Source organism: Furfurilactobacillus milii (assembly GCF_021654115.1).
Taxonomy (GTDB): Bacteria; Bacillota; Bacilli; order Lactobacillales; family Lactobacillaceae; genus Furfurilactobacillus; species Furfurilactobacillus milii.
This window is the reverse complement of record NZ_JAIWJF010000012.1, coordinates 24,413-37,062: the sequence shown is the minus strand read 5'-3', so window position 1 is coordinate 37,062 and position 12,650 is coordinate 24,413. Positions and strand designations below refer to the sequence as shown.

The following is a 12,650-nucleotide window of genomic DNA, read 5'->3' as shown; positions in this document are numbered from 1 at the left end:
GCTGGCTCAAGATACCTTAAACAACCGGCTACGGCGGTCATTGAACTATCGCTGCCCAGCCGATCTAATGCCTGAACTAGCTTAGCAACTAGACCACTTCTAAGAATAGATTCTTAGTGTTGCACTTTATTTGACAATTGAGGATTTTCTTTGAGATAAAATTTTTTCCACTTTCAAGTTGGTCTGAAGGAATTATTCTCTGCATGTCATCATCATAAATCATACTGTCCGGACTGGAGCCTGGTCTTTTGTTTTTATTAAACCAATCTGAAAATCCATCAAGAGTGCCATGCGCACTTTTGTAGTGCCCTTGATAAGTCGTGCGTTGCATATTGACACTTTTATTTGAATTTTTTCCATACTTTAGTTGATTAGAAATAATCCGCCCATTTTTTAAATGAACGTCAATATCAGAGGTGCCTAGGCCATTAACTCTGGGAGCATCTGCGTAAGTTGATTTTAGTTTTCCTTGTAAGGCCGATTGAATGTTAAAAGACCCGGACATAAAAGCTTCGGCTTCGTCTCCACCTAGTATATTGGCTCTCTTTTTAGAAGCTCCTAGTTTTAGAATGAAGTTTGTTGTATTGTCAATTTCTGACTGAATTGTGTCAACATACGATATACTCTGACTGCTGCCAAATGTGGAAGAAGTTTCTGCAATCACTTTTTTTTGAAAATCTGAATTTTGGGACTCAGCAGTGTTGAATTTAGTCATTTGAAGCTTCCTTTTGCTTATCTAGAAGATGACGTATTTCTTCTGTGGTTTTATACGTGATTGGAGAATCAGTAGAGGTGCTCATAAAATCTTTGGCATAAAAATTTACAAATAGGTAAACTAAGGCAACATCAGCATCATCTATTAGATCTTTTTTCGTGAGTTTGCCTATCAAAGAATTGCCTGTACTTGCGCCAAGTATGCCCCCTAAGGGACCAGCAAAACTAGCTCCTAATCCAATCGCGGCCGTTAGAACAGCTGCCGATTTACCCGTCTTTCCTAATGCCTTATGAAGTGAATTGTCATGTTCATTAAACGAGTGAATTGCTTTTAAAGACTCTTTCGGATACCAAGACTCAATTTCAGAAACATTATTAATATTTACATTGTTCTGATCTACATCAATTATTGCATCGGGACCTTGTATTTTGATTGTCAAGCCAGACGCTTGAAAAACTGTGTTTAAAGCGTCTCTCATGTTTTTCTCTGGCTTTGAGTTTTCTAAATAAATAGTTCTTTGTGGAACAGCAGTTGCTGATGATTTTTGAAATTGTTCCTCGTTCCATATTAAGGACCTATAGCCCATTGAAATTAACTCAACACTTAATTTATTAGCTAATGGCATATTTGCCTTTTTTGTTATAATTAGTACATCTTTACTTTCGTTCATTACAGTTCCCCCTAGTGTTTTGACTATTTATAATATACATCATTTAAAAGAAAACGCTTTCGATTTTATCAATTTTGTTTCTTTTGAAATGATTTTAAGATTGAAGAAAATTCCTTATGAATAGCAGGCACAAGGTTTTGAATTGACTATGTCCCTGTGTCTCAACGACTATATTTTTACTCAGTTTCACAGCTTTTGGCATCAATCAGCCTGAGTGAGACATCGTGCTTTTATTATGGCAGTCTTCAAACGGTTCAAAGTGACGTTGAAGGGTGCACTAATAATAAAAATGTAGAGCTCCTTTAGCTCGTATGTACTTGAAGGCGTTGACTCGTCTGGAAATCTTAAAACCAACCTGTATAGCTTTGAGTGACATTAAGATGCATTTGGCGGAATCTACTAGTGTGATTTAACGTAAAAAATGATTGCCATTAACTTCTGCTGAACAGGAGATGATGTAAAGATAATATTCTTAAAAACAACAGTTTTGTGTAGATGTGTAAACTTTACGCTCACTGTGTTGAGGTGGATAGTGCATTTCAATTACTTGGCGAGGGCAGTTCCTGTTTGACCAAAGATGCTCAATAGAATCCTAATAATCAGGCGAAAGGATCTTTAAAGACACTGTTTGTGTAGTCACAAGAAGATATTTACTAGTGAAGGTGTACATTACGTATTAATAAATTTAACTGCTAATTTTCAATGAAGATTTTAAGCTGTTTATAGTTTGAACAAATTGCGAGCATTTATGCCACCTACCGAATTAGACTTGCCTTTCTTATGATTTCGCTTTTTAACAATCGTCGATATAAACTACATTCATCGCAATGCTCTAATTTATAGGTCAGTAAATAGTTCACTCCCTTTTGCTTATTTCACCGTATTTGTCATCTGAGACGATAAAATGTTTATCTTATCTAGTCCTTACTTAGCACCTTTAGTTGCATAAAGCACCAAGACAAACGTTTGTCTTAGTAGTCGAAAAAGTTTCAGTTTTTGTTACTCACATTTAATTTGTGACGAAACGAAAATTGAAGCTTTTTTTATTTTCCTTGAAATGACAATGATCCTAAATGACCATCTGCCGAATTAAATTTATTGAAACACGGATGCTTTAAGGTTCACTTATTATCCGTCTGATACAACTCGTTATAAACATTTTTTAAACCGAAATAATTGACCGATAAATTAACATAGTAGCGAAAATGCGCAATAATTAAATCTTTTGCAAACTATTTAAAGAAGCTAGTGTAGCACTTTCATTTTGTAAGCAAAGGTGTTAAAACAATCAATTGAGTAGAGTTATTTAACTTTTTTGCAACTTAATTATTTATTTGGATTAATTTTGAGCAGAAATGTTTTTTAATATCAATCAGCATTAAGCGAGAGAAGTAAAAGGAGAGTTATGCCTGAATTGTATCAAAATCGAAAGTTACATTATCGAATGTACAAAGCGGGAAAGCGCTGGGTGTTTGCTGGCGTCGCCGTAATTACGTTTGCTACCGGCATGACACTGACAACGGTCGCTAATGCTGATAGCAACAATACGACATCAACCGTTCAAACGACTGCTGTCGGTTCGACGGCATCAAATTCGGCACAGACGTCAAACGGCGATACAAGCGACGCTACGACCAGTGTTGATCAAAATTCAGCAGTTAGTAGTTCGGCGTCGAGTGCTACGCAAAATCAATCAATGGCTACATCGACTAGTACGTCAGTAGCATCAAATAAAACAAATAGTGAAAATTCGACCAGTGAATCAGGCCAACAAGCATCTAGTACAGGTAGTACAAACAATAGTGAGCAATCTCAGACCAGTGTTGCATCACAAAAACATAGTGAGTCGGCTGCCTCTAGTGCGGTTTCGGTCGCTCAAAAAAGTGTTTCTAGTACGGCTTCTCAGTCAGCAACAAGTGAGCAGACGAATGAGTCAACAGGTGCATCACCCGCACAATCAACGGTCAGTCAGGCCAGCACTGAAATTTAAAGCAACGTGGCTAGTGTTAATGACACAGTTTTAGCAACCAACGAAAGTCAGGTCACATCGTCAACTGTCGACAGTGACGTTACGGTAACATCCTTATCGAACACTGCCACTGATAGCGATGTTGCAACAGCCAAATCTGTAGCAACCAGTGCTTACCAAGCGACTGGGACGGCTCAGGAAATCGTTCGGATGGACGCCATAGGTGGTATTGAAGGCTATCAGGAGGGTGTTGGTGCTGAAATTCAGTATGACACTTGGACGAAATTGCTTAAACAGGGGACGACGGTTGGCATATTTGGATTTGTGCCTAGCGATGGTGTGTCGCCAGTTTATGACTTGGCAGGCAGTTATTCAGAAACTGCGAATGCTTCTGACGGTGTTTTAGGTGTAACTAAACATTTTACGATTTTCACATTTGACAGTTTGACCGCTCAAAATATCAGTTCGAACTATCGAATTGCCGCTGGTGGAAATTTAATTTTGTATCAGTCGTCAGCTAATAGCACATCGTCGGATGACAATTTGCCACAGGTCATAGTTGGCGGAAATACCGTAGAATTAATCAATTCAAATTTTGACGGTAAACTTTATGTCAACAATGATGCAACTGTGTGGAGCAATCAATGGGAAAAGCATAGAATCTTTAAAATTGACACGACTACGTTCTTCACAGATGCTAAGGCTTATCTGCAGAATGAATCTAACGCACTGAGTGCATTACAACAGACAGCAGGGGCTGAGGTGATTGTTCCTACACAATCAAACCCTAATCTGACTCTACAAGGCGTCAATGGTGCTGATGAAGATGTTTTTGTTCTAAATAGTTCGGATTTTCCAGGCGCATCATTTGGCAATGGGGCCATTAATATTACGAACGTCACTAATAGTGCAGGTGGCACAGCCAAGGTGATCATTAACGTTATCGGTGGTTCTGTTAATATCAACAACACAACGATCAAAATAAATGGTAAAACTGATGCCACAACAGCTGCAAACGTCACCTGGAATATGCCAGATGTCGTTAGTTTAGTTACCCATAATGCTGCTCTGACAGGGAATATTCTGGCACCTAACGCGACATTTTATACAGACGGTTCCATTTCAACGTCCGGAAATATTGCTGTTAAAACGTTTGGCGAGGCCGCACTAAACAGCTTCACCACCAAATATGTAGACGAAAATGGGAACCAGATTCATCAAAGCATGTCATGGGCCGTTAACAATACGACAGATGGTAGTACTAAAACAGTGTCGCCAGTAGCGATTGACGGGTACGAAGTGACTGGTACGCCGACTGTCTCAATCAGCAGTCAGGATGTCGTTAACAGCGATGGCTCTGTGACTGTTACCTATGATCAAAGTTCTTGGGCAACCAACACGGTGACCTTCCACTATAAAAAAGTATCTACACCGGTGAAAACGGCCGCGTCATTAACGGTAAATTATGTAGACGAAGATGATTCTTCAAAGACATTGGCAGCCAGCAAAACGATTTCTGGTTTACAGGATGACACATACAATGTCAGTGATTATGAACCAACTATCCCGGGTTATACTCTGGATGCTGATGATGCGTCGTTACTGTCAGGCAAACTGAGTTCTGGTGGTCAAACGGTTACGCTTCATTACAAAGCGAATAGTCAAAGCGTAACGGTCAGCTATGTTGATCAAAATGGTCATCCAATTCACACCACCGACACAGTGACCGGCAAGACCAACACTAGTTATGATGCGACTAATAAAGAGATTAGCATTCCTGGTTATCACTTTGTTAAAGTTCAACAAGGGGACCTTAAAGGCACATTTAGTGTTGATAATGCTGGTAAGCCTACTGCGAAAAGTATTGTCCTGCAGTACCAAGGTGACAGTCAAACATTGTCAGTGCACTATGTCGACAACAACGGCAAAACGATTCACACAGACAATGCGGTGACGGGTGCTGCTGGTGATTCATACGACGTCAGTGATGATCAACTCACGATTCCCGGTTATACATTCTCAGCAGTTACCACTGGTTCTTTGACAGGAACGTACACGGTTGACGCTACAGGTAAGGCGACGACATCAGCCGTTACTTTGATGTACACGGCCAATTCACAATCAGTGACAATTCATTATGTCGATGAAAATGGTAAGTCTTTGGCAAGCGACGGTAGTTTAACCGGTGCAACAGGGACGGCGTATGATGCCCAGAACAAAATCCTCAGTCTCGACGGTTATACGTTTGCCAAGGTCACATCTGGGTCATTAACAGGTACGTATGATGCGAACGGCACGCCTGCCATCACCCTTGTGTATGATAAGGTTGTGCCAAAGAGTGGCAGTGTTGTTGTGCGCTACGTTAATGGTAAGACCAACACTGAATTAGCTAGTGCGCAAACGTTAACGGGCACTGTCGGTGATACCTTTACGACTGTTGCCAAAACGTTTGACGGATACACTTTAGAAGGTTCAACAAGTACTACAGGTAGTTATACAGATGCCGGTCAAACAGTGACGTTTACCTATCTGCCAAAGACCGAAACAACGACCGTTAACTATTATTTGGTTAATACGGCTAACGCGCTGGCACCGTCAACCACTTTAACGGGTGATTATGGTACAAGCCAAACTGCGGATTCTGTTGCAATTGCCGGGTACACGGCACTGTCAAATACCCAAGTCGTTAACTTTACGAATGATACGTCAGCTGTTAATTTCTACTATCAACCAGAGGATGCGGCGACTATAACGGTTAATGACGTTTTAACTGACGGAACGGTTATTTCTACGCGGACACTTCCTGCCGGCAAATATGGTCAGGCATACTCGACATCGGCAGACGCGTTAACCGGTTACGTTTGGAATCAGGTAACTCCGGCTAATGCTACGGGTACGTATTCGTTAACACCACAGACTGTAACGTATACGTATGACCGTGAGGATGGCCAACCGGTTACAGTAAATTACGTGGTTAATGGCACGACAAAAGTATTAGGCACAACGCAACTGACTGGTCACTATGGCGACACTGTAACGGCTCAGACTGCTGCTTTTTCAAACTATACGTTGGTTGGAACGCCAGCCCAAACGACTACGACACTGACGGATCGTCCACAGACGATGACTTTCCTGTACGATGATACCGGCAATCGTTACGTCAATGTGTCCTATGTGCGTCGTGTCACCGATGGCGATAAGCAAGAGCTATTAACAATGGCGGCACCGACAGTCACAACTGTTGAATATGACAGTCAGTATACGACGGGTCCAGTGAATATAACCGGTTATTACGTAAGCGCAACGAGTGTGGCCGGTCCTGCAAACGGCAGCTGGTCAGATTTGTCGACAGACTCAGCAAAAAATCAGGTTGTGTACTATTACAATGCTGATCCTGAATCATTTAAGGTCACCTACACTGACTTACAGGGAAATGATCTGTTTAGTCAAACACCGGTTAACACTATTCAACTTGCGAATGCTTACTATGGAGTCAGCTATAGTTTCACAGCACCAGCAATTGCGGGTTATACACTTGTTAGTGATGCGACCGTTAAGGGCACCGTTGGTCTTGATCCGAGCGATATTCACTTCATATATGCTAAGGATCAAACTGTGACGACGCATTATGTGGATAATAATAGCAATGTTATTGCCACACCGGTTTCACAAACATTAACTTATGGTGGTACTTATGCGACACAGTCGGTAACGATTAGTGGTTATACGTTAGTGGCAACACCTGCCAATGCAAGCGGCCAGTATGATCGTACAAATACGGCCAATAGTGTTGATGTCACCTATGTCTATCAGAAGGTTGCGACAAGTGAGACGCCAACAAGTGGTCCGTCGACATCAACGGCTTCGACGCCGGCAAGTGGTGCCCCGACAGGAACTTCTGTAGTTACTTCACAAACGTCAACGCCAACCAGTGGTATGTCGGTAACGCCATCGCAGGCATCTGCTACCCCAAGTGATGCGGGTAATCTGCCATTGCAAGCGTCGACAACGAGTATGCTATCAACACCCAATCAGGGCAGTCAGACCACTGAAACTGTGCCACCGCGTGTGGTGCCAGTGGCGCCGGTTAGCACATCACCTGTTATTCCAGTTGTGACACCAACGGGAAATCGGCCGACTAATGAAACGCCAGCTAACGAAGCCGGGACGCCGATCGTCCGTCAAATGACGGGTGATCCAACACCATTGCAGTCAAATGCAGTGCCGGTCACTGGCGGTTCACAATCGACACGAACAACTGTTGATGAGCCAAACTGGGATCCTATTAGATTAGTTTTGATGGACGTTGATGGTCACATCATTGCCGTCCATGAGGTCAGTGGTTACACGGGCACATGGGTGTACATTGGTGATTTGATTCCAGCAGGTTACCATCTTGCTCCTGGTCAAAGCGCATGGTTGTTATTGAATGATGTGTCACCACAGACATTGCGTTTGGTAAAGGATTCTGATGATACAGCGGCTGCGGCAACATCTGCGTCGACTTTGGCAAAGAATCAAACACTGTCAACTGCTCAAACAGTGGCCGGTTCTGATACACAGACTGCTGCAACGGCCACGACGTCAAGGGTTGCAGCTAACTCAGCGGCTAACCAGAACCTTTTGCCTCACACAAATGAGGGGCAGCAGTCATGGTTACAAGCTTTGGGACTAGGTCTATTATCAATGCTGTTTGGTTTGCTAGATTTATTTGGCTGGCGCAAACGTCGCCACAACGCCGATGATAATCAAGATAGTAGTATTTAAAGCAACAATAAATAAGCGTTAATCATTTGATTGTATAGAGATACAGTCGAGTGGTTAGCGCTTTTTTGATTGATAATAATAACGCGTATGAGCAAATGATATGCTATTTTTCTGCAATGCGGTGATAATGACAGTCAGAATAATTCATCGACTCGAAGGGAGATGATATCGTGAGAGCCATTACTGAAAAAGATTTGAGTACCTTTTATAACCTGTTGTTAGAGCCGGGTACCCGCGATTGGGAACGGCAGCAATTAGTGAAAGCCAAAGAACAACTGGCCGCTGGTCAAACATCGGCTAAGGTCTTTGCCGAACTTGAGCACAGTTTGCGGCCACTGGCTGTCCGCAACAACTTAACGCCAGCAGTAACCGACTTCTATCAGTCCATAACGTCAAACGACGAACAGTCGCAGCAGTATGATTATGCTCGGCATCAGGCGGCTTTGACGGATTCACGGTATGATCATGCCATTTTCGCTGGTGGCTGTTTTTGGTGCACGGTTGAACCGTTTGAACTGCGTCCTGGGGTTATCTCTGTTTTATCGGGTTACACCGGTGGTCATGTGGATTCGCCGACATATGATCAGGTCACCTCGCAAACGACGGGCCATGTCGAAGCCGTTGAAATTGTGTTTGATCCAAACAAGATGAGTTATGCGGATTTATTAAAAATCTACTGGCAGATTATTGATCCAACTGATGATAACGGTCAGATTAATGACCGTGGTGATTCTTACAGGCCAATTATTTTCGTTCATAACAAACAACAGCGTGACCTCGCCGAAGCATCCAAACTGGATGTTGTCGAGTCAGGCCGGTATTCGAAACCGATTGTCGTCGCGATTCGTGATGCTCAGCCGTTTTGGCCGGCAGAAAATTATCATCAAGAATTTTATAAAAAGCAGCCTAAGCATTATCGAGCAATGGAACGTAGTCGTCGTCAGTTCCTCTGGTTTCAAAAGGTTAAAGTTAAACTTACTCGCCGAATCAAATAAATTAGTGCTTCTTCTTGCCTTAGGCCTACTCTAACCCAGTATACTGGTCTAGTAATCATTGAGATTGAATACTGAGCTAATTATGAAGACGGATGGTTGTAATTAGTCAGCGAGGGTTCATCTTGGCAGGGGAGGTTCATAATGAAACAAAAAATAATTGATCGTGGCTTTTGGACTTTACTAGCGTTAGTTTTTGTTTCCGTCATCGGTGGTGGCATTTTTCAAGCACATCGGGTAGCCGAGGCAAAAGCAAAATACGTGCAGTCGTCAGTGCCAACGCTCTTCTTTCACGGCGGTGGCAGTAATTACCACTCTGAGGAACATATGACGAGTGTTGCTAAACGGGAAGGCGCAACCAACACGATTATTCGTGCGTTTGTCTCAAGAACGGGTCATGTCCGTTTGGACGGCACCATTGGCAAACAAGCGGTTAATCCAATCGTGGAAGTGAATTACGCCAATAATCGGCAACTTGATTTTTACAAGCATGGTCAATGGGCTAAAAATGTTGTCGTTGCCTTACAGAAGAAATATCACATTACTAAATTCAACATGGTCGGTCATTCACTTGGCAATATTTCGTTAATCTACTATATATTGGAATATGGTCAGGATAAACGTTTGCCCAAATTGCAAAAGCAGGTCGACATGGCCGGTCACTTCGCAGGATTGAATTTCAAACGTGTGCCAGCATCCATTCGGCAACCTGCAGGGCTAAAGCTGAACAAGAATGGCAAACCAAACAAGATGAACGCAACTTACCGGCAGATGACCAAGCTGCGTCAGACATTTCCTAAGCACCAGGTGGATGTATTAAATATCTACGGTGATATTGGTGGTCAAACGGATGGCACGGTGCCCAATGTTTCATCGTTGTCACTGAGGTATCTGATTGCTGACCGAGCTAAGTCATACCGTGAACAAAAGATAACCGGGACACGGGCTAAACACACGTTATTGCATAATAATGCTCAGGTCGACCGCATGTTAGCCGATTTCTTGTGGGCCAAGTAAACATCAAGACAAAAGACTTGCCAGGCTGGCAGGTCTTTTTTGATATCACATACATCCTATAAAAAGACGATTTACTCTCTATAAAAGGCGGACGGGTAGAAGTTGTTAATATTGAAAAATGCGAATGATTTAGAAAAACCAATACGAATAATCGTTTTAATCGTCTGGAAAAATAGAATAGGTACTTAAAAATTAATATCTACATATATTTAGGTCAACGTTGGAGTAAAATAGGGTAATAGGAAGCGCCCTTGACTATTTTTGTTCAAAATAGTGCACAACTGACAGAAAAACTGTTCAATTGACTGGCGGATATTAGCCGAGTGTGATGTTGGCCTGAGTGCATTAAATCGGATATGAAACATGGCATGAACAGAGTTGTGTGGATTCACCGATTAAAAAAGAGATTATTCTAATTTTGAATTAATGGCTTTGAGCAGAACGCTGAGCGCGATTTTAAAAAAGAGGGAACTTGTGAAATGAAAACTATCAAACAACTTTTAATGGTAATGGCCTTTGCATTAATATTTATGAGCGGACTTGGACACGTGATTGGTTTGAAGACCGCTGATGCAGCTACTGTAACCGTTTCTGGATTGCAGGCTAGTGATGCGGTTATTACGGACACTTCGGGTAACGTCGTCAGTTCAGACACTAAATTGGATAAATATACAGGGTATAAGGTTGCCTACAATTGGAAGGTAGCCGACGGGACTTCAATTAGTGAGGGAGATACAGCAACATTCACGTTGCCTAGTACTGTAGCCACCAGTGTGGACCAAACGTTTGATTTGACGGATGCCAAAAATACTGTTGTTGGGCAAGGAAAAATCAGTGCTGGCTCAAGCACAGGTACAATTACGTTTTCTGCCAAGATGGCCTCAATGTTATACGACAGAAAGGGTACTATTTACTTAACGGCTAACGGTACTCAAACAAGCAATAACCCCACATCTACATGGTTTATCAACAAGATTGGCTGGATCAATAACGGTAGTTTGAACAGCAACCATGAACCAACAACGTTGACTTGGAATGTAGCAGTTAATCCCAATAAAACGAGCCTACATAATTTAGTCCTTTCGGATGGATTAGGAGCTGGCCAGACTTTTGTGGATGGTTCGGTTGTTGCTAACACAGGTAGCTATGATAGTAAGGGCACTTTTGTCTCAACGGGAACTGCAACCCCAACGGTGGCCGTTGACGGATCACACATTTCGTTTTCGTTTGGGGATATTGATCAGACCATCAATATGACTTATAGGGTGCAAGTAACTAATGTCGATCAGTCAGCTGGAAATTCGTGGACAAACAGTGTTAGTTCCAGCACCTCAGATGGCCCGGGAGATAATGCAACTAGTAGTGGTCAAGTACAGTGGGGCTCAGGCGGAACCGTTAATGGTTACACTGGATCGGCTAGTCTTGTTAAGACTGATCAAACGACGAATGCTGTGTTACCAGGGGCTCACTTCAAATTGGTTGACGCTTCAGGAAATACGATTAGTGCGGACACGACGACTGATGCTAATGGGAAATTAACGGTCAATAATCTAAAAAATGGTCACTATCAGTTTATTGAAACAACGGCACCAACTGGCTACTTGTTGAATAAGACGCCTATCGATGTCGTCGTTGGCGGGACCAATTCAACAGGACTTGTTAGCGCGAAGGACAGCAAAATAAGTGAAACGGAAATTACCGGCACAAAAAAATGGGTAGATAACAATAATAGTGACGGGAAACGGCCAACACAGGTTGTCGTTGACCTTTACCGAAATGGAACAAAAGTTGATACACGTCAGGTTTCTGAGGCTAGCAAGTGGGCATATGCGTTCACCAATTTACCGACGACAGATGCACTAGGGAATAAATTTGAATATTCACTAAAAGAGGAATCAGTTGCCGGGTATACCAGCACGCTTAATGGGACAGACTTTGTGAACACCTTGACGCCAAGTACGCCGGTGACACCAAATACACCGGTGACGCCAAGTACGCCAACGACACCAAATACACCGGTGACGCCAAGTACGCCAACGACACCGAATACACCGGTGACGCCAAGCACACCAACGACACCGAATACACCGGTGACGCCAAGTACGCCAACAACGCCTAATACATCAGTGACACCAAATATCCCAGTAACACCATCTTTGCCTCGAACTTTGAGTGTGCCTAACCAGACACAACACTCAGAAACGACCCCCCAAACAGCAGTGCATTCTCAACGGCAAGCAACGGCTGACAAAAAAGATAAGTTTCTTCCAAGAACTGGGCAGATACTGACAAGTCCAATCACATTGATTGGACTCGCCCTGTTAATTGCAGTCAGCGTTCTTTGTGCGTTTGAGCTGAAGCATGTCCACAAAAAACGAAATTAACAAGCAAGAAGATGCTTAAATAACAAAAAAATTGTTTATTTTTTCGAAGAAAGCCCCCAAGGTTGGATTTTATCTAACCTTGGGGGCTTTTAGAACTGAATTTTTTAAATCTGCTTTTTTATGATTAAGCAACGCC

General features: G+C 42.6%; 7 protein-coding genes. 5 read left to right on the top strand and 2 right to left on the bottom strand.

The annotated features are described in order from the left end of the window. Nucleotides 1-88 precede the first annotated feature (88 nt). Both LDK34_RS11885 and LDK34_RS11880 read right to left on the bottom strand, forming a co-directional pair. A complete protein-coding gene (locus LDK34_RS11885; RefSeq protein ID WP_236941868.1) occupies nt 89-715 on the bottom strand; it encodes a hypothetical protein in 627 nt (208 codons plus the stop codon). Next, nucleotides 708-1,385 carry a hypothetical protein gene (locus tag LDK34_RS11880; protein ID WP_236941867.1) on the bottom strand — a complete coding sequence of 226 codons (678 nt, stop codon included), beginning with the start codon at nt 1,383-1,385 and terminating at the stop codon, nt 708-710. The genes LDK34_RS11885 and LDK34_RS11880 overlap by 8 nt, the downstream gene beginning before the upstream one ends. A 1,405-nt stretch (nt 1,386-2,790) precedes the next feature. Between LDK34_RS11880 and LDK34_RS11875 the strand changes: the two genes are divergently transcribed. From LDK34_RS11875 to LDK34_RS11855, 5 genes are all read left to right on the top strand, one after another. Next, nucleotides 2,791-3,375 (top strand): KxYKxGKxW signal peptide domain-containing protein, encoded by a 585-nt coding sequence (locus tag LDK34_RS11875; RefSeq protein WP_236941866.1) that lies wholly within the window; start codon nt 2,791-2,793, stop codon nt 3,373-3,375. Between the two features lie 6 nt (nt 3,376-3,381). Further along, complete coding sequence (locus LDK34_RS11870) at nt 3,382-8,121, top strand: MucBP domain-containing protein (protein WP_236941865.1); 4,740 nt, start codon at nt 3,382-3,384, stop codon at nt 8,119-8,121. A 170-nt stretch (nt 8,122-8,291) separates the two neighbouring features. Next, nucleotides 8,292-9,116, top strand: a complete 825-nt coding sequence (gene msrA, locus LDK34_RS11865; protein WP_236941864.1) for a peptide-methionine (S)-S-oxide reductase MsrA — start codon at nt 8,292-8,294, stop codon at nt 9,114-9,116. 141 nt (nt 9,117-9,257) lie between these two features. Next, nucleotides 9,258-10,130: an alpha/beta hydrolase gene (locus LDK34_RS11860; RefSeq protein ID WP_236941863.1), complete on the top strand. Its 873-nt coding sequence runs from the start codon at nt 9,258-9,260 to the stop codon at nt 10,128-10,130. A 479-nt stretch (nt 10,131-10,609) separates the two neighbouring features. Then, a complete protein-coding gene (locus LDK34_RS11855; RefSeq protein ID WP_178942000.1) occupies nt 10,610-12,514 on the top strand; it encodes a Cna B-type domain-containing protein in 1,905 nt (634 codons plus the stop codon). Nucleotides 12,515-12,650: the final 136 nt, after the last annotated feature.

What these genes read in the sequence shown, in the direction of transcription:
- LDK34_RS11885 (WP_236941868.1), bottom strand. Translation starts at nt 715, where the DNA reads ATGACTAAATTCAACACTGCTGAGTCCCAAAATTCAGATTTTCAAAAA.
- LDK34_RS11875 (WP_236941866.1), top strand. Translation starts at nt 2,791, where the DNA reads ATGCCTGAATTGTATCAAAATCGAAAGTTACATTATCGAATGTACAAA.
- LDK34_RS11880 (WP_236941867.1), bottom strand. Translation starts at nt 1,385, where the DNA reads ATGAACGAAAGTAAAGATGTACTAATTATAACAAAAAAGGCAAATATG.
- LDK34_RS11855 (WP_178942000.1), top strand. Translation starts at nt 10,610, where the DNA reads ATGAAAACTATCAAACAACTTTTAATGGTAATGGCCTTTGCATTAATA.
- LDK34_RS11860 (WP_236941863.1), top strand. Translation starts at nt 9,258, where the DNA reads ATGAAACAAAAAATAATTGATCGTGGCTTTTGGACTTTACTAGCGTTA.